This window comes from Sorangium sp. So ce836, assembly GCF_028553905.1.
Classification (GTDB): Bacteria; Myxococcota_A; Polyangia; order Polyangiales; family Polyangiaceae; genus Sorangium; species Sorangium cellulosum_D.
On sequence record NZ_CP102233.1, the window covers coordinates 11,795,034 to 11,818,683 of the forward strand.

A 23,650-nucleotide genomic window follows, 5' to 3' on the forward strand; every position below is an offset into this window, starting at 1 on the left:
GAGATGTCCCGCGCGCTCCTGCTCGCGCGCGGGAGGGCCGACCGTCAGCCGAAGAACGCGCGGATCGCGGCCGCCACGCGGGCGACCTCTTCCCCCGTGAGCTCGGGGAAGATGGGGAGCGCGAGCGTCTCGCGCGCCGCGGACTCGGCGACCGGGAGGGCGCCGGCGGGCGGGCCGAGCGGCGCGAAGCAGGGCTGAAGGTGAAGCGGCGCCGGATAGTAGATCTCGGTGCCGATGCCCCGCGCGGCGAGGAAGCTCCGCAAGCGGTCGCGCAGGGACGCGTCGTGCAGGCGAATCACGTACTGGTTGAACGTGTGCCCGGCGGCGCCGGCGTCCGGCAGCGAGATCGGCAGGCCCGCGCCGCCGAGGAGCGACGCGTACTGCGCGGCGTGGCCGCGCCGCCGCTCGAGGAGCGCGCCGAGCCGCGACAGCTTGCGCCGGAGGAGCGCCGCCTGGAGCGCGTCGAGCCGGAAGTTGCCGCCGACCACCGTGTGGCGGTGCTTCTCGCGAGCGCCCTGCGCCCGCAGCGCGCGGACGCGCTCGGCGAGGTCGCCGTCGTCGGTGGTCACGAGCCCGCCGTCGCCGAAGCCGCCGAGGTTCTTGGTCGGGAAGAACGAGAAGCACCCGAGGAGCCCGAGCGCGCCCGCGCGGCGGCCCGCGCGCTCGGCGCCGAACGCCTGGGCCGCGTCCTCGAGGACCGGCACGCCCCGCGCGACGGCGAGGAGCTCGTCCATGGGCGCGCAGGCGCCGAAGAGGTGGACGGCGACGACCGCCCGGGTGCGCGCGGTCACGGCGCGCGCCAGGGCGGCGGGATCCAGGTTGAAGGAGCCGGGGAGCACGTCCGCGAAGACCGGCCGCGCGCCGGTGCGATGGACGGCGCCCGCGGTCGCGAAGAAGGTGTACGCGGGGCACACCACCTCGTCGCCCGCGCCGACGCCGAGCGCCATCAGCGCGGCGAGCAGCGCGTCGGTGCCGGACGAGACGCCGATCGCGTGCCGGACGCCGAGGTACGCGGCGCACTCCGACTCGAAGGCCTCGACCTCCGGACCGAGGATGTAGCGGCCGCCCTGGACCACCGACTGGAACACGGCGGTGAGCTCGTCCTGCATGGCGAGATCGCCGCGGGCGCGATCGAAGAAGGGGACCGGCGGCGTCATCCCTCGACGTCCTCCGCCGGGGGGAGATCGCGGTAATGGCGCGCGGCCGCGGCGCGGGGCGCCGGCAGCGGCGCGTCCTCGTCGAGGTCGAGGCAACGGACGATCTCGCCGCGGCGCTCATAACGGTAGCCGCTCTCGGGGCAGCGCATCAGGCCGTCGCGCGAGGCGACGAGCTTGTGACCGTGGCGGCTCATCCAGCCGGTGCGCCGGGCCGGCACGCCGGTGACGAGCGCGTAGTCGGGGACGTCGCGGGTGACCACGGCGCCGGCGCCGATGAACGCGTGGCGCCCGATCGTGACGCCGCAGACGATGGTGGCGTTCGCGCCCACGGTGGCGCCGCGGCGAATGCGCGTCCTGTCGAGGAAGGCGCGGCGGTCGATCTGCGCGCGCGGGTTGACGACGTTGGTGAGGACGGCGGAGGGGCCGAGGAACACGTCGTCCTCGACCAGGGTGCCATCATAGACAGACACGTTGTTCTGGATCCGGACGCCATCGCCGATGACGGCGGTGCCCGCGACGAAGACGTTCTGCCCGAGGACGCAGTCGCGGCCGATGCGCGCGCCCGCGGAGACGTGGCAGAAGTGCCATATCCGCGTGCCCTCGCCGATGTCGCACGGCTCGTCGATGCACGCCGACGCGTGCGCGAAGAACGGCGTCGCGGGCTGGCTCACGGCGCCGCCTCCGGCGCCGGGTCGGCGGGAGGCGCGGGGCGCCGGGCGCGGTCCTCCGGCGCGCCGGCCGCCGAGGGTACCGCCCAGAGCCCGAAGGCGCCGCGCGTCGCGAGCGGCGGGCCGGCGACGTCGAGCACGGGCGGCCGGACGCGCCCGATGAGGTAGACGGCGCCCAGCCCGGCGGCGCGGCGCGCGAGCGACGCGGGGTCGTCGAAGCTCGAGCGGACCGGAGGATCGCGGGGATCGATCGAGCGATCCGGGTGCGCGCCCCACGGGCGGCCCAGGGCGGCGAGCGTCGCGAGGTGGCCATAGTCGACGACCTCGATCAGGAGGGGCGCCGAGGGAGGCGTGAGCTCCGCGGCGGCGCGGCCGATGGCGACCTCGTCGGCCCGCGGGTTGAAATGCTCGCGGCGCAGGTGGGGGCGGAAGAAGAGGCCGACGCAGAGCACGGCCAGGAGCGCGCCGCCGAGCGCCCGCCGCGCCCCGGACGAGGCGCCGCGGAAGGCGCGCGCCAGGAGATCGCCGACGGCGAGCGCGAGCAGGAGCAAGGCGAGGAGGGCGGCGCGCTCGGGGTGATGCGTGGGCGCGCCGTCGCGCACGAGCGCGAGCGAGAGCGCCCCGATCTGAAAGGCGGCGACCGCGCCGGGGAGCGCGTATGGACGGGCGGCGCGGAGGAGCGGCGGGAACGGGCGGGCGGCCCCCGGCGCGGCGCCGCGGCGGGCGCGCCAGGCGACGAGGGCGAGGGCGATGAGGCTCAGGAAGAGCTCGGGCTCCTCGCGGACCATCGCGGCGGGATACGCGAAGAGCCGCAGCAGGGTGCCGTCGCTGCCGGGGCCGAGCGCGCTGCGGTACGAGGCGACGCGGGCGAGGAAGTGCAGCGCCTCCCCGTGGGCGACGCGGTTCCAGGCGATCCACGCGGCGGGCCCGGCGAGCGCCGCGAGCGCCGCGAGCGCAAGCGTCGCCTGCGCGGCGCGGCCCTGGCCGAGGCGGGCGGCCGAGAGGAGCGCCATCGCCGCGAAGACGGCGGCGACGGGCCAGGGCTCGTACCGGGAGAGCGTCGCCAGCGCGAGCGCGAGCGCGCCGAGCAGGGCGCGGCCGGCAGGGGGCGCAGGCCCGGCCGGCGGCGTGACGAGCGACGCCACCGCGAACAGCGTGAGCGCCGCGGTCGGCAGCTCGGGGACCGTCGCCACGCCGAGGCAGGCGCTCCACGGAAAGGCGCCGGCGAGCAGCGTGCCGGCGAGCGCGGCGCGGCGGTCGCCCGTGATCCAGCGGGCGGAGATGTAGATGAGCGCGGCCGACGCGACGCCGAGCGCGAACGCGACGGCGCGGGCGACCTCGAGGGTCGGCGCGAAGACGCGGAAGAGCGCGCCGTTGAGCCAGAAGGGGACGGGAAGCCAGCTCGTCCCGGTCGGGTCGAGCCGGGGCGCGTGGGCCCACGCCTGGGCGAGGACCACGCGCGCGAAGTCGTCGTCGCTGACCGCCCGGAAGCCGAGCGCGAGGACCAGCGCGGAGACTGCAGCCTTGGCGAGGGCGACGAGGGCAAGGTCGCGCGCGAGAGGGACGGCGGAGGCCACGGCCCCACCCGCGATCGACCCCGCGTCGAGCGCCCTGCCCGCCTCCCTCCCCGACGCGGGAGCGGGCCGCAGCACGCGAGCCTACTTCTCCTGGGATCGCTCGAACTCGCGCAGCTCGCGGTCGCCCGCCGACGAGAGATAGGCGAGCGCCACGCTCGTCGTCATGAAGACGGCGGCGCAGATGGCCGTGAGGCGGGTCATGAAGTTGCCCGCGCCGCGGCCGCCGAACACCTGGACCGTCGCGCCGCCCATAGCCGAGCCCATCCCGCCCCCGCGACCCTGCTGGAGGAGCACGACGAGGATCAGGAACAGACAGACGAACACGTGCACGATGTTGAGGAACGTGTGAAGCATCGGCGTCTTTCTGCTGGGTCGTTCTGGCCTGCGCGACGGGCCCAGGGGGCAAACGTACGAGAGGGGTGCGAGAGGGCAGGCCGGCGCCCCCGCGGTGAGGCGGGGGCGGCCCGCCGATCTACCCCTGTTCGGCGCGCTCCGCCAGTCGGTGCGCGGCGTCGACGATCTTGGCGAAGCCGGCGGCGTCGAGCGAGGCCCCGCCGACCAGGGCGCCGTCGATGTCGTCCTGGGCGAGCAGCCCCTCGGCGTTGTCGGCCTTGACGCTGCCGCCGTAGAGGATGCGCGTGACGCCGGCGAGGTCCTCCGAGGCCTTCGCGAGCAGGCCGCGGATGAACGCGTGCACCTCCTGGGCGTCCTCGGCGCGCGCGACCTTGCCCGTCCCGATCGCCCAGACCGGCTCGTAGGCGATGACGCCGAAGCCGGGCTGCTTGGCGAGCTCGTCGAGGAAGGCGCGGACCTGGCGCTCGACCACGGCGAGCGTGTCGCCCGCCTCGCGCTCCTCGAGCGTCTCGCCGACGCAGACGATGGGGCGCAGCTCGGCCGCGATCGCCGAGGCGACCTTCCGGGCCACCGACTCGTCGGTCTCGGCGAACAGCTGCCGCCGCTCGCTGTGGCCGAGGATGACCCAGGTCGCCCCTGCGTCCTTGAGCATGCCCGAGGAGATCTCGCCGGTGAACGCCCCGGAGACCTCGGCGCTCATGTTCTGCGCGGCGATGCCGACCTCGCTCTTCGCCTCCGCGAGCTCGTGCGCCACGGCGGCGATCGCGGTGAACGGCGGCGCGACCACCACCTCGGCCCGATTGAGCTCGCGGGTCGCCTTGGCGACGGCCGCCGCCAGCGGGCAGGCGTCCTGCCCGCCGGCGTTCATCTTCCAGTTGCCGGCGATGAGCGGACGACGCGAGCCCGCCCGCGGGGCGGCGCCCGTGGCTTCGGGCGCGCCCCCGTCGTTCACGGGCTTCACTCGCTCACCTCGGCCGACCGGAGCGCCTCGACGCCCGGCAGCCGCTTGCCCTCGATGAGCTCGAGCGAAGCGCCGCCGCCGGTCGAGATGTGATCGAAGCCCTTGGCGATCTGCTCGCCGGCCTGCTTGACCGCCGCCGCGCTGTCGCCGCCGCCGACCACCGTGAAGCCGGACGCGCCGCTCATGATGCGCGCGACGTCGAACGTGCCCCTGGAGAAGGCGGGCGTCTCGAAGAGGCCCATCGGGCCGTTCCAGAACACCGTCTTCGCCTTCTCGATCGCCTTGCCGAACAGCTCGACCGAGCGGGGGCCGATGTCGACCGCCATCGTGCCCTCGGGGATCGCGTCGACCGACGCGGCCTCGCCCTGCGTCGCGTCGATGCCCGAGGCGACCACGGCGTCGACCGGGAGCAGGAGCTGGATGCCCCGATCGCGCGCCTTGCTCATGATCGTGCGCGCGAGCGGGAGCTTGTCCTCCTCGATCCGGCTCTTCTGCACGTTCTTGCCCTGCGCGGCGAGGAAGGTGTTCGCCATCGCGCCGCCGATGCACAGGGTGTCGACCACGTTGAGGAGCGCCTCGACGACGTCGATCTTGTCGGAGACCTTGGCGCCGCCGAGGACGGCGACGTACGGCTTCTCCGGGCGATCGGTGAGCCGGGTGAGCGCCTTGAGCTCCTTGAGGAGGAGCAGGCCGGCGGCGCGCTCGCGCACGAGGCGCGGCAGCGCGTGCACCGACGCGTGAGCGCGGTGCACGGCGCCGAAGGCGTCGTCGACGTAGACGTCGCAGAGCTCGGCGAGCTGGCGCGCGAAGCCCTCGTCGTCCTTCTCCTCCTCCTCGTGGAAGCGGAGGTTCTCCAGGAGACAGATCTGGCCCGCGCGCAGGTCGTAGATGACCTTCTTGGGCGAGTCGCCGACGCAGTCGTCGGGCAGGTGGACCTCGTAGCCGGTGAGCTCACTGAGCCGCCCACCGCACGGCTCCAGGGAGAGCCCCTCGGTCTTGCCCGGCTTCGGGCGGCCGAGGTGCGACGCGAGGATCACCTTCGCGCCCGCCTCCATGACGAGCTTGATCGTCGGGATCGCCTCGCGGATGCGCGAGTCGTCCGTGATCTTGCCCGTCTTCTTGTCGAGCGGGACGTTGAAGTCGACGCGGATGAAGACGCGCTTGCCGCTGAGGCCGCCAGCGTCGCCGGCCGCGGCGAGGTCCTCGACAGAGCGGATTCCGGTGAGCTTCACGGCGCTACACGCCCTTCTTCGCCACGAGCCGCGCGAGGTCGATCATGCGGTTCGAGAAGCCCCACTCGTTGTCGTACCACGAGAAGATCTTCGCGAAGCGGTCGCCGAGGACCGACGTCATGGTGGCGTCGAACGTGCTGGAGGCCGGCGAGCCGATGAAGTCGCCCGAGACGAGCTCCCGGTCGGTGTAGTCGAGGATGTCCTTCATCGGACCCTGCTCGGCGGCCTGCTTCATCGCGGCGTTGATGCTGTCCTTCGTGATCGGCTTCTCGGTCTCGAGGGTGAGGTCCACGAGCGAGACGTCGACCGTGGGGACGCGGATCGCGAGCCCGTCGAACTTGCCCTTGAGCGACGGGATGACCTCGGACAGCGCCTTCGCGGCGCCGGTGCTCGAGGGGATCATGTTGACCGCGGCGGCGCGCGCGCGGCGCAGGTCGCCCTTCCGGTGCGGGATGTCGAGCAGGTGCTGGTCGTTCGTGTACGAGTGCACCGTCGTCATCAGGCCGCGGACGATGCCGAAGTTGTCGAGCATCACCTTGGCGATGGGGGCGAGGCAGTTCGTCGTGCAGGAGCCGCACGAGATGACCGTGTGCTTCTGCGCGTCGTAGAGCTCGTCGTTCACGCCCATGACGACCGTGAGGTCGTGGCCCTTGGCCGGCGCGCTGATGATCACGCGCTTGGCGCCGGCGTTCAGGTGGCCGGCGGCCTTCGCCTTGTCCGTGAAGAGGCCCGTGCACTCGAGGACGATGTCGACGCCGAGGCTCTTCCACGGCAGCTCGGCCGGGTCCTTCAGCGCGAGGACCTCGATCTTCTGGTCGCCGATGCTGATGTGCTTGTCGCCGGCGCCGACCTTCGCCGCCTTGAACTCGCGGTGGATCGAGTCGTACTGGAAGAGGTGGGCGAGGGTCTTCGGATCCGTCAGGTCGTTGATGGCGACCAGCTCGATATCCTTCACGCCGCGCTCGTAGAGCGCGCGGACAATGCAGCGTCCGATGCGCCCAAAACCGTTAATTGCGATCTTCGTCGCCATCACGAACTCCTGGGAAAGTGGCCGGCGCGATACGTAGTCACCTCGCGCGCGACGGTCAAGCAAAGCCTCAGCGCGCGCGGCGCGGGCGATGAAGCGGCCTCTCGCCGCGGCGCGGGCGCGCCGCGGCCGGTTGGTCGGACGAGGCGTGCGATCGGGCGGGGCGTTCGGTCGGCGCTTCGGTGGGGCGGCGCTTCGTCGGGTGGGCGAGGCGCTCGGTCGGCGCTTCGGTCGGCGCTTCGGTCGGCGCGCTGGCGGGGCTTCGTCGCGCAGGCCTCCAGGCGGGGAGCGCCCGGCTCAGACGCCGAGGAGCTGGATCAGCTTCTCGCGGGTCGTGAGGCCGACCTGCTGCCCCTTCTTCTCGCCGCCCTGGAACACCATCACCGTCGGAACGCTCCGCACCCCGTACTTGCGGGTGGTCTCCGGAGCGCCGTCGATGTCGAGCTTGGCGACCTTCACCTTGCCCTGGAGCTCGTCCGCGATCTTGTCGACGATCGGGGCGAGCGCCTTGCAGGGCCCGCACCAGGTGGCCGTGAAATCCACGAGAACGGGGACGGGGGATTTCAGTACCTCGGCCTCGAAATTCTGGTCGGTGAGGGTGTGGACGTTCTGGCTCGCCATGTTTGTCTCCGTCGGTGCCGCGCTGTTCAGGTTCCGGGCCGCCCCCTGTGCCGAGGGTGCGACCCCACGAGTTGACCGAGGCTGCTCCAGCCGGTCGGCCCGATGCAGAGCGGACGCCCTGTCGGGCAAGGAAAGTAACTGGCGCGCACGTCTCCGGCAACCGCCAACCGGCACGGCGCCGGGCGCGCGCCCGGCGAAACCTTCCGCTTGCGCCGCCGTTTTGGTAGATCGACCGACCCGGATGTCGTCGGACGAGCCCCCCCCGAAGCACCTCGGCCGCCCGCGAGGCCGCGGCGCTCCCGCGACGGCCGCGACGGCCGCGGCGGCCGCGGCGACGACCGGCGCCTACGACGTCGAGGAGACGTGGCGCCAGACGGCCAGGGCGCTCGTCGTGCCGCTCGAGCGCGCCCTCACGCTCCCCGCGCTCCGCGCCGCCTTCGCGCGGCTGACCGCGGTGGCCGCGCGGCAGAAGCTCACGATCGCCGAGGATCCGCTGTTCGGCCTGAGAGGCGATCCCGAGAACGATCCGCCAGCGCGGTGGGGCTACGAGGCCGTGCTCCCGATCCGAGGCGCGGCCAGGCGGGAGGGCGACGTGACGGTCCTGCGCATCGACGGCGGCATGCACCTCGCCGCGACCACGCCGCGCGGCCTCGACGATCTGAAGCGCCTCTACGGCTACCTGCTCGGCGCGCATTTCCCCGCGAAGCATCAGCAGCTGGCGCGGCCGTACATCCTCCACCGCCTCGCGGACGGCCAGGCGCGCGCGCCCGACGAGGCGACCACGGTCGCGGTCTATGCGCCGGCGGTGCTCTCGATCGCGCCGGTGCCGGTGCCGGCCGACGAACCGGAGGCCTGAGCGCGGGCGGACGCCCGCGAACGCGGCGCGCGTGGCGCACGGTTCGCCGCGCGACTGCCGCGCGACTGCCGCATGATTACCGCACGATTCGCCGCACGAGCGCCCGCTCGCGCAGCGCCGAGCCAGGATGGCCCCCCGAATCCTCGTCATCACGCCGACGTACAACGAGCGAGACAACCTCGCCGAGTTCGTGAGCTCCGTCCTCGCGGCGGTCCCGGACGCCCACGTGCTCGTCGTCGACGACGCGTCGCCGGACGGGACGGGCGCCCTCGGCGACGCGCTCGCCGCGCGCGACGAGCGCGTCCGCGTGCTCCACCGACCGGCCAAGCTCGGGCTCGGCACCGCCTACCTGGAGGGGTTCCAGCGCGCGCTCGACGGCGGCTACGACGTCGCGTTCGAGATGGACGCGGACCTCTCGCACGACCCGGGCCACCTGCCCGCCTTCCTCGACGCGATCGCCGGGGGCGCGGACGTGGTCCTCGGCTCGCGCAACATGCCGGGGGGCGGCGTCGAGGGCTGGGGCCTCGGGCGGCACGTGCTCTCGAAGGGCGGCTCGCTCTACGCGCGCACCATCCTGGGCGTCGGGGTCCGCGACATGACGACCGGCTACAAGGCGTTCACGCGGCGCGCGCTCCTCGCGCTCGATCTCGGCAGCGTGCGCTCGAACGGCTACGCCTTCCAGATCGAGACGACCTACCGGGCGCTCCGCAAAGGGCTCCGCGTCGTCGAGGTGCCGATCGTGTTCGTCGACCGCCGCGCCGGCCACTCGAAGATGAGCCGGAGGATCTTCGCCGAGGCGATCGTCGAGGTCTTCCGCCTGAAGCTCGACGCCGCGCGCGGGCGCCTCTGACCCCCGCGCCCGCAGGAGCGCGCGCGACCCGCCGTCAAGCGCCGCCCGTCCTCGGCGGCCTCGACGCGGCGGCCGACCGGGTCCGCCCGTCGGCCACCGGATCGTCGAGCTCCTCGTCCAGCGCCTCGTCGGCGTCGGCGTCGTGGATGCGCGAGCGCCCGGGGGCCTCCTGGTCCTCGAAGCGCACGCGCGCCGCCGCGCCCTGATCGCGCTGGGCGGCGCCCTCCGGCGGGGGGCGCCCGCGGACCGCGCGGGTGGCGCGGCGCAGCGCGAGCTCGGCGACGCGGCCGGCCCGGCGCACGCTCGGCGCCGCCTGCTCGCGCAGCACCCGGCCGAACACCAGCGACAGCAGCGTCAGCACCGTCGGCACGACCACCCCGAGCGCGAGGCCGACCGCGATGCGCGCGACCGTGAGGCCGAACAGCGCGCCCGCCAGCGGCAGGCCGTCGAGGCCGCGCCACGGCGCCGCTGCCTCGTCGTGCCCGCGCCCGCGCCGATCCTCCTTGCGGGCGCGCCGCTCCGCCTTGCGCGCGTCGCGGTACGCCTTGCGCGCGTCGCGCTCCGCCTTGCGCGCGTCGCGGTACGCCTTGCGCGCGTCGCGCTCCGAGGGGCGCCCGGCGCGCGGCCGCTCCGAGGGGCCGCCGCCCGCGTCGAGCCCCGCGAGCAGCGGCGCGATGCGCGCGGCGCGGCGCTCCGGATCGGGCTCCAGCATCGCGGAGAGGGCCCGGACGAGGCCCGGGTCCGCGCGGCCGCCGAGGGCCGCGGCCACGTCGATCGCGAGCCCCCGGTGCGGCAGGTTCTCCGGCTCCTCGCCGGTGAGCAGGCAGAGCGCGGTCGCGCCGACGGCGTAGACGTCCGACGCGGGCAGCGCGCGGCCCTGGAACTGCTCCGGCGCCATGTACCCGAAGGTGCCGACCACGGTGCTCCCGCCCTCGGGGCGCAGGCGATCGCGGACCGCGCCGAAATCGACGATCGCGAAGGAGCCGTCGGGCCTGCGGATCACGTTGTTCGGCTTGATGTCGCGGTGGATGACCGGCGGCGCGCGGCCGTGGAGGTAATCGAGCACGCCCGAGGCGTCCCGTAAAAACCGGACGATCTCGTCCCGCCCGAGCACCGCGCGGCGGCCGCGCATCGCGCCGAGGCTCTCCCCGTCGATCTTCTCCATCACGAGGTAGAGCGCTCCGTCCTCCTCGAAATGATCGAGGTAGGCGGGCAGGCTCGGGTGCGAGAGCGAGGCGAGCACACGCGCCTCGCGCTCGGCGAGCTCCACGCCCTTCCAGCTCGAGGCGCCGCGGATCTGGAACCGCTTGATCGCGACGAGCTTGCCGAGCCGCTTGTCGACGGCCTCGAGCGTGTGCCCCTGAGCCCCTTCGCCCAGGGCGCGCGTGACCACGTAGCGCCCGTCGCGCAACGCCTGGCTCTGCTCGGTGCTCATCGCGGGAGCGAGGGTACACCGCCCGCGCAGCGGCACCAGGGCGAAGCCGCCCGGCGCGACCGCGGGCGTCCCCCGCGTCCGGCGCGCGCCGCCGCCGCGGAGCGCTCTGCTAGAGTCGACGGGCCATGTCCCTGATCCTCACCTTGCTCGCGACGTTCACGGTCGCCTACCTCGCCTCGGGGCTGCGGCAGATCAACCAGTGGGAAGCGGCGCTGCGCTTCACGCTCGGCAAGCTGACGGGCCGCGTGTCCCCGGGCATCACGATGTACCTGCCGGGGCTCCAGGAGCTCCGGCGCATCGACATGCGGATGAAGAACCGCGATCTCCTCCGGCAGATGGTGATCACCCGCGACAACGTGACCACGATGGTCGATGCGGTCGTCTACTACCGCGTCGTCGATCCGGAGAAGGCCACGCTGGCCGTCGAGAACTACGAGACGGCGATGAAGGACCGCGCCAAGGTCGTGCTGCGCGACGTGGTGGGCGAGACGCGGCTCGACGAGCTGCTCGCCCACCGCGAGGAGGTCGCCGCCAAGGTGCGCGCGCAGGTCGAGGCGGTCGCGGAGGCGTGGGGGCTGCACGTGGAGATGATCGGCCTCCAGGACATCGCGCTGCCGCCGCAGATGCAGGAGGTGCTCGCGAAGGGGGCCATCGCCGAGCGCGATCGGCGGTACGTGATCATCAAGAGCGAGGCCGACGTGGAGAGCGCGAAGAACTTCGCCGAGGCGGCGAGCATCCTCGCGCGCTCGCCCGGGGCGATGGAGCTCCGGCGCTTCGAGGCGCTGGCGAACCTGAGCCAGGGCAACACCAAGGTGATCTTCGACCTGGCGAAGCCGTACGACGACGTGCGGCACACGGCCGCGGCCATGGCGGAGGCGGCCGTGACCGAGGCGCAGCCGGTGCGGGTCCGGGAGGGGCAGCACCCGGTCGACGCCGAGGCGCAGCGCGAGGCCGAGGCGGCCCTCGAGGCGGACGCCGCGCTCGAGGAGCAGCGGACGGCGCGGCGCGGGCGCATGGGCGGGGCGTGATCCCGGCGCTGACCGCGCTGAAGGCCGCGGTCCTGGCGCTGCTCGAGGCGCGCGGCGAGCGCGGCGTGTCGGCCCTCGTCGCGGGCGCCGAGCTCGCGCTCGCCGGGCCGCCCCAGCGGTGGACGATGGGCTCGCGCGAGGTGAGCGCGCTGCGCCTCTCGCTCGCCGTCGACGCGCCCGCGTTCGCGGCGCTCACGGCGGACGGGGCCCGCCTCGCGGCGGCGAAGGACGCGTTCGCGAGCGCGGTGCGCACCCCGGAGACGGAGCTCGCCGATCTGACGCTGGTCCTGCGCCTGCCCGGCGTCGGGCGCGGCTGGAACCAGGTCTACCGGGAGGCCGCGCTCCCCGCCGCGACGGAGCGGCCGCCCCCCGACGCGGTCCTCGGCGGGGCGGCGGCGCTGCTCGAGGCCTCGGGCGACGCGCGCGGCGCGGCGATGCTCCGCCGCGCGCGGCTCGAGACGGCGCAGGTCCCGAGCGGCGGCGGGGTCGCGCTGGTCCGCTGCGTGGTGCGGCTCGACCCGGCGGATCGCGCCGCGCTCGATCGCGACGGCGAGCGCGCGGAGCGGCTGCAGCGCGCCGTGCGCAGCGCCGGCGCGCGCGCGGCCGAGGCGGTCGCTTCCGTGGAGCTCGCCACGGCGCTCGCCCCGCTCGGCGGGTCGCCGCCGCTCGGCCCGGCCGAGGCGCCGGGCGCGCGGCTCGCGCGGGCGCTCGAGGCGCGCGGCGCCGTCGTGGTGCCCGTCTCCCGCGACGAGGGCGGGCCGGGCGGCGGGGGCGTGGAGCTCGCCGTCGTGGCGTCCGGAGAGCTCCTGCGCGTCCGGATCGCCGCGCCCAGCCCGGGGCCCGAGCGCGGCCACGGCGGATGGAAAACCGAGGAGATCCGCGCGATTACGGTCGCTGCCCAGGACGCGGCGACGCCGGAGCGGGCCGGGGAGCTCGCCGCGCTGCTCCTCGGCGGCGGCGACCTCGCCTGACGGGGCGCGGCGCCAGGAGCACGCCCGGCCTCGCGGCGCGCCCTCGCGAGGGCGGCGCGCTGCCGCGCTACGCCCCCGCCCCGGCGCGCTGCCCCTGCCCGAGGATGCGCCGGAAGGTCAGGTTGATGCGCGGCCCCGCGCCGCGCTGCTTGGGCACGCCGTGGCGGTGGTGGTGCTGGGTGGTCCCGCCCATCACCAGGAGGCTCCCCCCGCCGAGCTCCAGCTCGATCGCGGGAGCGTCCTTCCATTTCCGGGCGGGCTTGATGACGAAGCGGCGCGGCGCGCCGAGCGACACGGAGGCGATCAGCGGATTTTGCCCGAGCTCCTTCTCCGCGTCGGCGTGGAAGCCCATGGAGTCGTCGCCGCTGCGGTAGTAGTTCACGAGGACGCTGTTGAACGCCGGGCGCGACGCGCGCGGCGGCTCGGCCACGGGGAGCTCGGCGCACGCCGACTCCACGCGCGCCTTGAGCTCGGCGAGCGGCGGCGACCACGGCTCGGGCGAGAGCGTCAGCCCCGAGTAGGTGTAGATCGCGCCCGGGTCGCCGTACCACGCCGACAGCCGCGGCTGGAGGAACTCGCCGCCGAAGAGCTTGATCTTGTCCTGCCGCCACGCGACGCCGGCCCGCAGCGCCTCGAAGAGCGCGTCCGCCTCGGCGCGCGGCAGCCACGGATCGAGGAGGGCGAACCAGCCGCCCTCGATGAGGTGCTCGATCCGCGTGCGCACGGGGACCGACTAGCGCGCTCGCCGCGCGCGCGCCAGGCCGGCCGCGGAGCGTCCCTGGCCGAGGGACGCCGCGTGTCCTACATAGCTCGTCCGCCAACGATGCCGAGCTCGCCCATCCCGCGAAGGAGCCCCGGTTTCCTCGCCCTCATCCTCGGCGCGCTCATGGCGCTGGGCCCGCTCTCCATCGACATGTACCTGCCGAGCCTGCCGACGCTGCAGCGCGAGCTCGGCACCACCGCCTCCGCGGTGCAGCTCACGCTCGCCGCGTACTTCGCGGGGCTCGGGCTGGGGCAGCTCGCCTACGGGCCGCTGACCGATCGGTTCGGCCGCAAGCGCCCCCTCTACGTCGGCCTCGCGCTCTACGTGCTCGCGTCGCTCGGGTGCGCGCTCGCGCCGAACGTGCAGTCGCTCATCGCGCTCCGCTTCCTCCAGGCCACGGGCGGCGCTGCGGGGCAGGTCGTGACGCGGGCCGTGGTCCGCGATCTCTACGGCGGGGCCGCCGCCGCGCGGCTGCTCTCGCTGCTCATGCTCGTCATGGGCGCCGCTCCCATCCTCGCGCCGACCCTCGGCGGCTGGATGCTCCTCGTCGCCGGCTGGCGCGCCATCTTCGCGCTGCTCGCGGCGCTCGGCCTCGGCTGCCTCGCGCTCATGGCCGCCGCGCTGCCCGAGACGGCGGCCTCGCGGGCCGAGCGGCTCGACCTCCGCGCGATCGGCGCGCACCTGCGCGCCCTCGGGCGGGATCACGCCTTCGTCGCGTACACGTTGACGGGCGCCTTCGGCCAGGCCGGCATGTTCGCGTACATCTCGGGCTCGCCGTTCGTGCTCATCGAGCTGTTTCACGTCTCACCCCAGCACTACGGCTGGATCTTCGGCGCCAACGCGTTCGGCCTCATCGCCGCCTCCCAGCTGAACCATCGGCTGCTCGCGCGGAGGTCGCCCGCCTCGCTGCTTGCGCGGGCGACGGCCGCGACCACGGCGATCGGCGTGGTCCTCCTCGCGGTCGCGGTCAGCCGCGGGGGCGAGCTCACCGCCGTGGTCGGCTCGATCTTCGCGTTCGTGGCGAGCCTCGGCTTCATCAACGCCAACGCGACGGCGCTGGCGATGGACGGGCAAGCCGCGCGCGCGGGGCTCGCCTCCGCGGCGCTCGGCTCGGTTCAGTTCGCGATCGCGGCCTGCGCCTCGTCGCTGGTCGGTCTCCTGAACGACGGCACCATGCGGCCCATGGCGGCCGTCATGGCCGCCTGCGGCGCGGCCTCATGGTTCGCGGGCGCGGCGGCCCGGCGGCTCGACGCGAGCGCCGCGTCGGCCGCGCACCTCCTCACCGCTCCGCCGACCTCTCGGCGAGCCACGCCGGATATCCCTTCGAGTCCGCGGCCGCCAGCGTGAGGTCGGGCTGCTCCGCGAACACCGCCCGGCCCACGCCGTAGAGCGCCTCGAGGAGGGTCTCCTCCGGGCCGAACGCCTCGAGCCCCAGCGTCCACGCCGCCGGCGCGGCGTCGCCCTCGCCGTCCACGAGGTCGACGCGGGTCAGCTCCACCGCACAGCCGGCGCCGGGGATCCTCCCGCCCGTCGCCTCGGCGACGCGGCCGCTCGCCAGCCCGAACACCCGCACCCGGCGCTCTTTCCTGAGCGTCGTCCACCCGCGCCCCCCGTCATCGGCGTCCCGCGACCGGTGAGACAGCTTGGTCCACCGCTCCAGCTCGCCCAGGATCGTGGGCGAGAAGTGGATGGGGCCGAAGGCGCAGCGCCGGAACTTCGTCTCCAGGCTCGCCGCCCCGCCGCGCATCTTGATCCCGAGATCGGCGCGCTGGACGCGGAGGTAGCGGTCGGTCCGCGGCGGCTCGGGGGACGACGCGCCAGAAAACCACGACGTGAGCCGCTGCACCCGGGCGTCGTCGGCGGGCAGAAACCAGCGGACCTCGAAGCTCTCGTAGAGATGCATGGCGTCCTCCCGACCCGTGCGCGGGCGGCGCGCGCGCCCCCATCGCTTCGTGGGAGGAGACGGGAGCGCGTGCGCCGTCGGCGCGGCGGAGGCTGGGTCAGGGCCGGTTCAGGCTGCTGTCACCGGGAGCTGCGCGCTCCGGGCAAGCGACCCTGCTACACCGCCGTGGGTCGCTGGATCAGGCCCTCGACGAGGCCCGGAACGAGTCGGACACGACCTTCTTCGCGAAGTCGATGATCTGATCCTTCGGGGCGTTCTGGATCGCGTACTTGACCACGTAGCCGCCGGCGAGGAGGGTGAGCTGGCGCAGGATCTTCGAGCTCGCGAGCACGCCGATCGCGAACGCCGCTCCGCCGATCGCGATCGGGACGATGTAGGGGACGTCCTTGACCTTGCCCTGCACGTCCTTGGCGAACTTGAGCAGCATGTCGAGGCTCATCCCGCCGTCGCCGCCCTGCGCCTGCTGCGAGCTCGACTCCTGCGAGCCGGCCTCCTGCGAGCCGCCCTCGTAGATCCCGTTCTTGTACCCGGCCGAAGTGTACTGGTCGTTACCGATGGTGCTCATAGCGCTCTACCTCGTCCTGAATGATCAGCCTCTGAGATGGCGATAGCTCCCGGCTCTATGCGAAGCACATACCAGTCTGGAGAATCGCGCAACGGGCGGCGCAGCGACGCCGCGTCGCGCTGCCTGCGCCAGCAGCAAGGGCGATCGCGTGCGCGGGCGCTCGACGACGATGAGGCAACTTGGCCGGGCGTGGCAAATGATCTCGCCTCAAGGGCTCACGCGCCCGCGGCGCTCCGACGAGGACACCGGGACGCGGACGGAGCCCGGCGGCGGTTCCGAGCGCGAGGGCGATGTGGGCGAAGGCCCCGACGAGCGCTCGGCGGTTCAGAAAAGCACCTCGGAGTTAGTGATTTATATCACATTGCCACACCGTCAACGAGGTTGCGCGGTCGATGACGTTGCCGGCCGGCCGGCACCAGGCGACCCGACGGCGAAGGCGACGGCGAGAGCACCGAGGGCGTCCGCGGCGCGGCACGATCGCGGGGTCGTCTCCTGCTCGCGTGGAGCGTTCCGCACGACGCCGAGAGCGTAGTCGCGCGCGTCGTCGACTCGAACGCGATCGCCTGCGCCTGTGCTCGATCGGGCCGCGAGCGAGGCGCCGCGAGCAGCGGTCAGTCCGGCATCGATTCGGTCGCTGCCGGCCGCTCGCATGGAGCAGCGCGCGTGCTCGACCAGCATTGCGCTTACTTCGCTGAAAATACCGCGGAGCGCGCGGCGATCAGCGTGTGCACGCCGCGCCCGGCGACGCGCGCGCGAGGGAGCTCTCCCGGGCATATCGTTTGCTCGGCCCTCACGCGCATGTCCCTCACGACGCTCCTGTTCGGCCGGCGGCTGGCTTCGGATGAGGAGGAGAAGGAACAGATAGGCCCGCTCTCCGGGATCCCGGTCCTCGGGCTCGACGCCCTCGCGTCTGCGTCGTACGGGCCCGAGGCCGCGCTCACCGTGCTCCTGCCCCTCGGCACGCTCGGCCTTCGCCACATCGTGCCGCTCAGCGCCCTGATCATCGCGCTGCTCTCGGTCGTCTACTTCTCGTACCGCCAGACGATCGTCGCCTACCCGAGCGGCGGCGGCTCGTACATCGTCGCGAAGGAGAACCTCGGCATCTCTGCAGGCCTCGTCGCCGCGGCGGCGCTGCTCCTCGACTACGTGCTCAACGTCGCGGTCGCCGTCTCCGCGGGGGTCGGCGCGCTCGTCTCCGCGGTGCCATCGCTGCTGCCCCACACGCTGGGCCTCTGCCTCGGCGTCCTCGTCCTGCTCACCGCGGCCAACCTGCGCGGGCTCCGCACCGCGGGCCTCGTGTTCATGGCGCCGACGTACGCGTTCCTCGGCTGCCTCTTCGCGGTGATCGCGATCGGCGTCGGGAAGACGCTCCTCCAGGGCGGGCACCCGGCGCCCGTGGTCGCCCCGCCCTCGCACCCGGCCACGCTCGGCACCGCGAGCCTCGCGCTGCTCTGCCACGCCTTTGCCAGCGGGTGCACCGCGATGACCGGCGTGGAGGCGGTGAGCAACGGCGTCCCCGCCTTCCGCAAGCCGAGCAGCCTTCAGGCGCGCCGGACGCTCTCGTACATCGTGGCCTCGCTCGGCATCCTGCTCGCCGGGGTCGCGATCCTCACGCAGGCCTACGGCATCACCGCGACCGAGCCCGGCAAGAGCGGGTATCAGAGCATCCTCTCGCAGGTCGTGGCCGCCGTCGTGGGGCGCGGCCCGTTCTACTACGCGACCCTGACCGCGGTCGTGGCGGTGCTCCTGCTCTCCGCGAACACGAGCTTCGCCGACTTCCCGCGCCTCTGCCAGCTCCTCGGGATCGATCGCTTCCTGCCAGAGCCGTTCATCCACCGCGGCAGGCGCCTCGCCTTCTCCTACGGCATCGGCGTCCTCGCAGGGCTCTCGGCGATCCTGCTCGTCGCCTTTCACGGGATCACCGACGCCCTCATCCCGCTCTTCGCGGTGGGCGCCTTCCTCGCCTTCACGATGTCGCAGGCGGGGATGGTCGCGCACTGGAACAGGGTCCGCGGCAAGCATTTCCGGCTCCACCTCGCCATCAACGCCATCGGCGCCACGGCCACGGCCGCGACGCTCGTCGTCATCATCGCCTCCAAGTTCTCCGAGGGGGCGTGGATCTCTACCCTGCTCGTGATCGCGGCCTATCTCATCTTCCGCAGCGTGCGGGCGCATTACGAGCAGCTCGACGAGGCGGTCCGCGGCCACCAGCCGCTCGACCTCACCCCGCCGCCCCCGCCCATCGTGGTGGTGCCGATCCGGCGATGGGACCTCGTGGCGCAGAACGGGCTCCGCTTCGCGCTCCAGCTCTCGCCCGAGGTCTACGCGCTCCAGGTGATCCTCGACGACCCGCGCGTCGAGGACCTCAGCGGCGAGTGGCGCGAGCTCGTGGAGGAGCCCGCGCGGGCGAAGGGGATCGCGGCGCCGCGGCTGGTGGTGGTCCGGTCCCGTTACCGGCGGCTCTTCAGGCCGCTGCTCCGCTTCGTCACCACCGTCGCGCACGCCCACCCGGACCGGCAGGTGGCGGTCGTCGTGCCCGAGGTGGTCGAGTCACACTGGTACCATTACCTGCTCCACAACCACACCGCCTCGATCCTCAAATGGCTCCTGCTCTTCCGCGGCGGGAAGGGCATCGTGATCGTCAACACGCCCTTCTACCTGTACGACGCGCCGAAGGCGGCTTGACGGGCCGCGCGCCCTCGGAGCTCACCACCACGCGCGCTCTTTGGCGAGCGACACGATCGCGGACGAGAGCTTGTGCGGGTCGTGGCGGATCAGCTTGCCGCCGAACAGCAGATCGGCGGGGACGAGGAGGTCGGAGGCGAGCCGCCGGTCCGGCGAGGTCACGACCGGCTCGGAGCCGGCGGAGGCGTACTCCGGCAGGCTGGCCGAGGGCCACACGTCGTTGAACAGCACCGCGTCGAGCCGGGCTTCGCCGAGGTACATCGCGATGGTCCCCACGAAGTCCTCGACCGTGTAGCCGGGCGTCTCGTTGGGCTTTGTCATGAGGTTGCACACGAACAGCGCACGGGCGCGGCTCGCCGCGATCGCCTCGCGCACCCCCTTGACGAGGAGGTTCGGCACGAGGCTCGTGTAGAGATCGCCCGGCCCGAGGATGATGAGATCCGCGTCCGCGATCGCCTCGAGCGCGGCTGGATAGGCCTGGGCCTCCGGGTCCAGATAGACCGAGAGCACCGGCGCATCGAGCATGTCGGAGAGGTTGTCAATCGACGCCTCCCCGCGGATGGTCCGGTCGTTCTCGAGGCACATCACGAGATCGACATGGTCCATCGTGACGGGGAGGACGCGGTTCTTGACGGAGAAGATCTCGTGCAGGCGCTCGACCGTGAGGGGGAGCGCGCCGGTGATCTCCTGCACCGCGGTGAATATCAGGTTGCGCAGGGTGTGCCCGCCGAGGCTCCCCGAGCGGAAGCGGTGGCTGAGCAGCTCCTTCAGCGCCTCCGGGTGCTCGGACAGGGCGACGAGGCAACGCGTGAAGTCGCCCGGGGGCAGGAGGCCGTACTCGTCCCGGAGCCTGCCGGAGCTCCCGCCCGAGTCCATCATGGTCACGATCGCGGTGATGCGGGCGCTCAGGTCGCGCAGGCCCGTGAGGAGCGTGTAATGGCCCGTTCCTCCTCCCACCGTCACGATCTTCGGCGTCGCCATGGCGGAGCAGGGTACCACGCGGGCGAGCGGGGCCGACACCGGCCGTCACGCCGCCGAGATCTCGACGCGCGGCTGCGGCATGCACTTCGCGAGGCGGCTCGAGGCGACGGCGTGGTACGCGGGCGCGATCTCGGCGCTGTAGCAGCGCCGCCCCGCAGCGAACGCCGCCACCGCGACCGAGCAGAGCCCGCCGAACGGCTCCCAGACGACATCGCCCGGATCGGACGACGCCCGGATGATGCGATCGAGCAGCTTGAGGGGCTTCTGGTTGCCGTGGACGGAGCGAGTCTCCTCCTTGAAGCGCTCGGCGCCGCGGACCGCGGGCTCGTGCCAGACGTTGGTCACCCCGACGTCGCAATGGAACTTGGCGCGCAGGCTCGACCATTCATGGCCCGTCAGCGACCGCTTGCCGTCGACCGAGAAGTAGGGCCGCCCCTCGGGGCGGCCGTGCGCGTTCGCGAACGCGACGATCCGCTCGAACGCCGAGGCGGGGGGGTAATACCAGCGATGGCAGCGGGTGAAATACTTCCTCGTGGCGGCGTTCTTCACGCCGCACGCCTCGTTCGTCTGGCGCAGCGGGAGGCCCGAGCGCTCCCATTCGTGCCGCAGCCAGGCCTTGAGGGGCAGCCGCGCGCCGCCGCTCTCCAGCAGGACCTTGCGCACGTACTGCACGCACACCTCGCTCACGACCGGGAACTTGCGCAGCGTCCGGGTGTTCGCGTTGCCGGCGATGTGGGCGATCCCCTTGTCCCACACATGGCAGCTCCGGTACTCCCAGCCGTGCTGATCGAGCAGCGGGTGCACGGTCGCCCAGCCGACCTCGGTCCCCCAGAACCACAGGGTGGCCGACGGCAAGGCGCGCTCCGACCAGACGGCGACGTGGGGCGCGTACCACGCGGCGAGCCCCTCGTGCGTCGGGGGGTCGCCGGGAAAGCCGGAGACGCCATACGCGCCGTCGGAGACGATCACGGTGGGCCTCGGCCAGGAGGCATAGTGCTCCAGCGAGTCGCCGAGCGTCAGGACGGGGTGGAGGTCGGTCGATGCGCGCTTCACGGGGGGCACGCGGCCATCCAATCGAACTGCGCGGATCTGTCAACAAAACGGCGGAAATAGGCGCCGGCGGCCCCGCCGGCGGGCCGGCCGGCGCGCCCCGGCGACCCGCCGGCGCGCCCCGACGCGCGCGGCCGTCCCCCCTGCCCTCGTGAAAGAGGTGCTCGACGAGGGCCGCCGGCCGCGATCACCGCATCAGCGCCGCTCCGCGCGCCCGCGGTGGGCGCCGCCGCGCGGCCCTATGAAGACGTGCACGGATGTCGTCCGGAGAAGGCGCGCTGTGGAAATGGAGGGAACGCTGTTCGAATGGAACCCTATGTAGCGAGTAGCGCGTGGCGAGTGGCGCGTGGACGAGCGATGCGTCGAGTCGCGCGGAGCCGAGCGCCGCGCGTGGGCGTTACTGCGACGGCTGCGACTGCTGAGACGGCGATTGTGGCGGCCGAGCGACCGGCGTATGTTGGGTAGCTTCGTACCCCACTTCGCTTTGCCGGAGCTCCGCCGCGACGCTCGCCGAGCCGCCGGCACCGGGTGAGATCACCCCACGCGGAACCATCGATTCCACACGGGAGGAAACCATGAGTGCAATGAAGTGCATGAGCTCACGATCCGTCGTTCGCGCGCTTCCAGCCGTCGCCCTGGCGGGATTGAGCCTGCTCGCGCCGCTCCCGGCAGCGGGCCAGTCGATCGAGGCGCCCAGCCATTTCTACTGGGCCGACACCCTCGTGGCGCACATCGCCCCGGAGAACAACGAATACGGCAGCGGCACGAGCTACGTTCACTGGGCCGGCGTCGAGGGGGCGACCGAGTACCGGAGCCGCAGCCTGTGCGCCTCGTTCGTCACCCACGTCCTCAAGCGGGCCTATGGCCTGTCGACCTACGACATCTCCGCGTGGTTCGGCAGCACGAGCCCCAACGCCGTCCTCTATCACGACAGGATCGTCGCGGGGGACGGCTTCGACGAGATCCTGACGGTGGACCAAATCCAGGCGGGCGACATCATCGCGATCGAGTATCCGCCGGGGACCACGGCCTCCGGGCACGTCGCCCTCGCGGCGGGCGCCGCGGTGCCGCGCTCGGCCACCTATCCGATCCTCGCCGGCACGACCCAGTACGAGCTCACCGTCCTCGACGCGAGCACCACGGGCCACGGGATGACGGACACCCGGCGCCAGTCGGACGGCTCCTGGCACCCCGGCGTCGGGCGGGGCGACATGCGCCTCTATGCGAGCAACAGCACCGGCGCGATCGTGGGATACACCTGGAGCCCGCAAGCTGGCTCGACGTACTACTCGAAGCAGATGCGCGATATCGTGATCGGGAGGCTCACGGACTGAGCGCCGCGCTCCCCGTGCCGCAATAGCGGCGCGCTCTCGCCTCCCGCGCCTCCCGCGCCGAGAGGGCCGCCGCCGCGCCGCCCGACGCCGCGCCAGGAGCTCCGGTGGGCGGAGCTAGCGCGACCGCGGCGCCGCCGAGAGGCGCGCAACCCGCAGGAGCTCCGGCGCGCGCTCGAGCGGCTCGGCGTCGACATCGAGGCCGTCGAGCATCTCCGCCGTCGCGAGCACGCCGGGCAGCTCGGCCTCCGGCGCCCACGCCTCGACATCCATGACCTCTCCGCCGACGACCTCCGACGCGCGCATCAGCGCCCGACCCGCGTGCAGGCAGAGGTTCACGTGCACCCGCGCGTCGCGCCCCCCGCGCTCGGAGAGCTCGCGCTCGAGCAGCAGCGCGGCCTCGACGATCTCCCGCCGCGACGCCCGGTCCGACGGCGCCGGGGCGGCGAGCTCCTTGAAGAACAGCAGCGTATTGCCCGTCTCCATCGCCGCGCCGAAGCCCCGCGCCGCGAGGAAGCGCGACGCGCGCGGCAGCACCGCATCCATGTCGGCGAGCAGCGCGTCGTCGGGCTCGTCCGCGGCGCCGCACGCCGCGCGCACCTCGACGTGGATCGCGCCCACCCTTCGCTCCTCCGAGCTCCCCGGCAGCGGCGCGACGCTCTTGCGCGCCGCGGCCACGGCCGCGCGGAGCTCCTCGATGAACTCCGCCGCCGTCTGGTGCCGCGCGGCGGGGTCCTTGGCCATCGCGCGGAGCACCACGCCGTCGAGCTCGGGGCTCACGGGCGCCTCGCGGCTCGGGCTCGGCGGGAGCACCCAGAGGTGCATGTGCAGGAGCGTCGCGAGCATCGAGTCGAGGAACGGGAGCTTGCCTGTCAGCATGTAATAGGCGAGCGCGCCGAGGGCGTAGACGTCCGTCCTCGGGTCCGCCGCCTGCCCCCGGATCTGCTCGGGCGCCATGCACGCCGGCGTGCCGAGCAGGTGCGTCGGCGCCGTGATGCCCGGCCCCGCGTCGTCGAGGACCTTGGCGACGCCGAAGTCGAGGAGGATCACGCGCGCAGGGCCGCCCTCGTCGGCGATGAACACGTTCGAGGCCTTGAGATCCCGGTGCACGATCGCGCTCCTGTGGACCGCCGACAGCGCCTCGCAGACCGGCTCCAGGATGTCGAGCGCCTCCTCCGGCGAGAGCCTGCCGCGCGAGATGATGTACGACTGGAGATCGACCCCGCGGAGGAGCTCCATCGCGAAGAACGGCCGTCCCCCGGGGATCTCGCCGCAATCGAGGATGCGTATGACGTTGGGATGGTCGATCCGCCGGATCGCCTGGATCTCGCGCTCGAACCGCACGACCGCCTCTCGGGTGAACACGAGCTCCGGGTGGAGCACCTTGACCGCCGCGCGCGCGCCGCTCTCCGCGTGCACGGCGCGGTAGACGACGCCGAAGCTGCCGTGAGCGATGCTCTGCTCGACGAGGTAGTCGCCCACCCGGCTGCCCGCGGGGAGCGTCTGCGGGCGACCCGACGACGCGGGCGCTGCGCAAGTGTCCATGCACAAAACCGCCTCACCCGCGCCGCCGCCGCACGCCGTGTCGAGCGCGTCCCGCCCATCCGACACGGCCCTCTGCGCCGCTTCGTCCTG

At 73.3% G+C, this 23,650-nt stretch carries 22 protein-coding genes; 7 read left to right on the forward strand and 15 right to left on the reverse strand.

What is annotated here, in order from left to right; genetic code table 11:
• Positions 1-44: 44 nt before the first annotated feature.
• The 8 genes from NQZ70_RS43040 to trxA form a co-directional block, all read right to left on the reverse strand.
• Positions 45-1,157 (reverse strand): DegT/DnrJ/EryC1/StrS aminotransferase family protein, encoded by a 1,113-nt coding sequence (locus NQZ70_RS43040; RefSeq protein WP_129579395.1) that lies wholly within the window; start codon positions 1,155-1,157, stop codon positions 45-47.
• On the reverse strand, positions 1,154-1,828 hold the full coding sequence (locus tag NQZ70_RS43045) for an acyltransferase (RefSeq protein WP_129579396.1): 675 nt from the start codon (positions 1,826-1,828) through the stop codon (positions 1,154-1,156). The genes NQZ70_RS43040 and NQZ70_RS43045 overlap by 4 nt, the downstream gene beginning before the upstream one ends.
• Complete coding sequence (locus NQZ70_RS43050; RefSeq protein WP_129579397.1) at positions 1,825-3,477, reverse strand: glycosyltransferase family 39 protein; 1,653 nt, start codon at positions 3,475-3,477, stop codon at positions 1,825-1,827. Before NQZ70_RS43050 ends, NQZ70_RS43045 begins: the two co-directional genes overlap by 4 nt.
• Positions 3,478-3,483: 6 nt before the next feature.
• Positions 3,484-3,756, reverse strand: a complete 273-nt coding sequence (gene secG / locus NQZ70_RS43055; protein ID WP_129579398.1) for a preprotein translocase subunit SecG — start codon at positions 3,754-3,756, stop codon at positions 3,484-3,486.
• A 118-nt stretch (positions 3,757-3,874) separates the two neighbouring features.
• Positions 3,875-4,717, reverse strand: coding sequence for a triose-phosphate isomerase (gene tpiA / locus NQZ70_RS43060; RefSeq protein WP_129579399.1), 843 nt, complete (start codon positions 4,715-4,717; stop codon positions 3,875-3,877).
• Positions 4,714-5,949 carry a phosphoglycerate kinase gene (locus NQZ70_RS43065; RefSeq protein WP_129579400.1) on the reverse strand — a complete coding sequence of 412 codons (1,236 nt, stop codon included), beginning with the start codon at positions 5,947-5,949 and terminating at the stop codon, positions 4,714-4,716. The genes tpiA and NQZ70_RS43065 overlap by 4 nt, the downstream gene beginning before the upstream one ends.
• 4 nt (positions 5,950-5,953) lie before the next feature.
• Positions 5,954-6,979, reverse strand: a complete 1,026-nt coding sequence (gene gap / locus NQZ70_RS43070) for a type I glyceraldehyde-3-phosphate dehydrogenase (protein WP_129579401.1) — start codon at positions 6,977-6,979, stop codon at positions 5,954-5,956.
• 294 nt (positions 6,980-7,273) lie between these two features.
• Entirely contained in the window at positions 7,274-7,597 is a 324-nt protein-coding gene (gene trxA / locus NQZ70_RS43075) for a thioredoxin (protein WP_129579402.1), read from the reverse strand.
• 241 nt (positions 7,598-7,838) lie between these two features.
• Here trxA and NQZ70_RS43080 point away from each other — a divergent pair, with 241 nt between their 5' ends.
• A complete protein-coding gene (locus NQZ70_RS43080) occupies positions 7,839-8,453 on the forward strand; it encodes a hypothetical protein (RefSeq protein WP_129579403.1) in 615 nt (204 codons plus the stop codon).
• A 127-nt stretch (positions 8,454-8,580) separates the two neighbouring features.
• Positions 8,581-9,303: a polyprenol monophosphomannose synthase gene (locus tag NQZ70_RS43085; protein ID WP_129579404.1), complete on the forward strand. Its 723-nt coding sequence runs from the start codon at positions 8,581-8,583 to the stop codon at positions 9,301-9,303.
• A gap of 34 nt (positions 9,304-9,337) precedes the next feature.
• Here the strand turns inward: NQZ70_RS43085 and NQZ70_RS43090 are convergent, their stop codons facing one another.
• Positions 9,338-10,738, reverse strand: a complete 1,401-nt coding sequence (locus NQZ70_RS43090) for a serine/threonine-protein kinase (RefSeq protein ID WP_129579405.1) — start codon at positions 10,736-10,738, stop codon at positions 9,338-9,340.
• A 125-nt stretch (positions 10,739-10,863) separates the two neighbouring features.
• Here NQZ70_RS43090 and NQZ70_RS43095 point away from each other — a divergent pair, with 125 nt between their 5' ends.
• Both NQZ70_RS43095 and NQZ70_RS43100 read left to right on the forward strand, forming a co-directional pair.
• Positions 10,864-11,766: an SPFH domain-containing protein gene (locus tag NQZ70_RS43095; protein WP_129579406.1), complete on the forward strand. Its 903-nt coding sequence runs from the start codon at positions 10,864-10,866 to the stop codon at positions 11,764-11,766.
• The gene (locus tag NQZ70_RS43100) at positions 11,763-12,737 is read left to right on the forward strand and encodes a hypothetical protein (RefSeq protein ID WP_129579407.1); all 975 of its coding nucleotides are present in this window, start codon (positions 11,763-11,765) and stop codon (positions 12,735-12,737) included. The genes NQZ70_RS43095 and NQZ70_RS43100 overlap by 4 nt, the downstream gene beginning before the upstream one ends.
• Before the next feature lie 67 nt (positions 12,738-12,804).
• On the opposite strand, the gene NQZ70_RS43105 is transcribed toward NQZ70_RS43100, so the two are convergent.
• Complete coding sequence (locus tag NQZ70_RS43105; RefSeq protein WP_207217622.1) at positions 12,805-13,461, reverse strand: alpha-ketoglutarate-dependent dioxygenase AlkB; 657 nt, start codon at positions 13,459-13,461, stop codon at positions 12,805-12,807.
• Positions 13,462-13,560: 99 nt separating this feature from the next.
• On the opposite strand from NQZ70_RS43105, the gene NQZ70_RS43110 reads away from it, so the two are divergent.
• Positions 13,561-14,847 carry a multidrug effflux MFS transporter gene (locus tag NQZ70_RS43110; RefSeq protein WP_129579408.1) on the forward strand — a complete coding sequence of 429 codons (1,287 nt, stop codon included), beginning with the start codon at positions 13,561-13,563 and terminating at the stop codon, positions 14,845-14,847.
• Here NQZ70_RS43110 and NQZ70_RS43115 read toward each other — a convergent pair.
• Both NQZ70_RS43115 and NQZ70_RS43120 read right to left on the reverse strand, forming a co-directional pair.
• On the reverse strand, positions 14,780-15,403 hold the full coding sequence (locus NQZ70_RS43115; protein WP_129579409.1) for a hypothetical protein: 624 nt from the start codon (positions 15,401-15,403) through the stop codon (positions 14,780-14,782). The genes NQZ70_RS43110 and NQZ70_RS43115 overlap by 68 nt on opposite strands.
• 178 nt (positions 15,404-15,581) lie before the next feature.
• A complete protein-coding gene (locus NQZ70_RS43120) occupies positions 15,582-15,968 on the reverse strand; it encodes a hypothetical protein (protein ID WP_129579410.1) in 387 nt (128 codons plus the stop codon).
• 798 nt (positions 15,969-16,766) lie between these two features.
• Between NQZ70_RS43120 and NQZ70_RS43125 the strand changes: the two genes are divergently transcribed.
• The gene (locus tag NQZ70_RS43125; RefSeq protein ID WP_129579411.1) at positions 16,767-18,653 is read left to right on the forward strand and encodes an APC family permease; all 1,887 of its coding nucleotides are present in this window, start codon (positions 16,767-16,769) and stop codon (positions 18,651-18,653) included.
• A 21-nt stretch (positions 18,654-18,674) separates the two neighbouring features.
• Here NQZ70_RS43125 and yvcK read toward each other — a convergent pair whose 3' ends face one another.
• Both yvcK and NQZ70_RS43135 read right to left on the reverse strand, forming a co-directional pair.
• Positions 18,675-19,634: a gluconeogenesis factor YvcK family protein gene (gene yvcK / locus NQZ70_RS43130; RefSeq protein ID WP_129579412.1), complete on the reverse strand. Its 960-nt coding sequence runs from the start codon at positions 19,632-19,634 to the stop codon at positions 18,675-18,677.
• Between the two features lie 45 nt (positions 19,635-19,679).
• Positions 19,680-20,438, reverse strand: coding sequence for a DNA methyltransferase (locus NQZ70_RS43135; RefSeq protein WP_408022450.1), 759 nt, complete (start codon positions 20,436-20,438; stop codon positions 19,680-19,682).
• Between the two features lie 839 nt (positions 20,439-21,277).
• Here NQZ70_RS43135 and NQZ70_RS43140 point away from each other — a divergent pair.
• Positions 21,278-22,018 (forward strand): hypothetical protein, encoded by a 741-nt coding sequence (locus NQZ70_RS43140; RefSeq protein WP_237244581.1) that lies wholly within the window; start codon positions 21,278-21,280, stop codon positions 22,016-22,018.
• Between the two features lie 114 nt (positions 22,019-22,132).
• On the opposite strand, the gene NQZ70_RS43145 is transcribed toward NQZ70_RS43140, so the two are convergent.
• Complete coding sequence (locus NQZ70_RS43145; RefSeq protein WP_165374454.1) at positions 22,133-23,560, reverse strand: serine/threonine-protein kinase; 1,428 nt, start codon at positions 23,558-23,560, stop codon at positions 22,133-22,135.
• Positions 23,561-23,650 lie beyond the last annotated feature (90 nt).

Bases quoted from the DNA above. Each gene is read 5' to 3' on its own strand.
- NQZ70_RS43120 (WP_129579410.1), bottom strand. From the start codon at position 15,968: ATGAGCACCATCGGTAACGACCAGTACACTTCGGCCGGGTACAAGAAC.
- NQZ70_RS43085 (WP_129579404.1), top strand. From the start codon at position 8,581: ATGGCCCCCCGAATCCTCGTCATCACGCCGACGTACAACGAGCGAGAC.
- NQZ70_RS43095 (WP_129579406.1), top strand. From the start codon at position 10,864: ATGTCCCTGATCCTCACCTTGCTCGCGACGTTCACGGTCGCCTACCTC.
- NQZ70_RS43090 (WP_129579405.1), bottom strand. From the start codon at position 10,738: ATGAGCACCGAGCAGAGCCAGGCGTTGCGCGACGGGCGCTACGTGGTC.
- NQZ70_RS43040 (WP_129579395.1), bottom strand. From the start codon at position 1,157: ATGACGCCGCCGGTCCCCTTCTTCGATCGCGCCCGCGGCGATCTCGCC.
- NQZ70_RS43115 (WP_129579409.1), bottom strand. From the start codon at position 15,403: ATGCATCTCTACGAGAGCTTCGAGGTCCGCTGGTTTCTGCCCGCCGAC.
- NQZ70_RS43125 (WP_129579411.1), top strand. From the start codon at position 16,767: ATGTCCCTCACGACGCTCCTGTTCGGCCGGCGGCTGGCTTCGGATGAG.
- NQZ70_RS43110 (WP_129579408.1), top strand. From the start codon at position 13,561: ATGCCGAGCTCGCCCATCCCGCGAAGGAGCCCCGGTTTCCTCGCCCTC.
- secG (WP_129579398.1), bottom strand. From the start codon at position 3,756: ATGCTTCACACGTTCCTCAACATCGTGCACGTGTTCGTCTGTCTGTTC.
- NQZ70_RS43140 (WP_237244581.1), top strand. From the start codon at position 21,278: ATGAGCTCACGATCCGTCGTTCGCGCGCTTCCAGCCGTCGCCCTGGCG.
- NQZ70_RS43145 (WP_165374454.1), bottom strand. From the start codon at position 23,560: ATGGACACTTGCGCAGCGCCCGCGTCGTCGGGTCGCCCGCAGACGCTC.
- yvcK (WP_129579412.1), bottom strand. From the start codon at position 19,634: ATGGCGACGCCGAAGATCGTGACGGTGGGAGGAGGAACGGGCCATTAC.
- NQZ70_RS43080 (WP_129579403.1), top strand. From the start codon at position 7,839: ATGTCGTCGGACGAGCCCCCCCCGAAGCACCTCGGCCGCCCGCGAGGC.
- gap (WP_129579401.1), bottom strand. From the start codon at position 6,979: ATGGCGACGAAGATCGCAATTAACGGTTTTGGGCGCATCGGACGCTGC.
- trxA (WP_129579402.1), bottom strand. From the start codon at position 7,597: ATGGCGAGCCAGAACGTCCACACCCTCACCGACCAGAATTTCGAGGCC.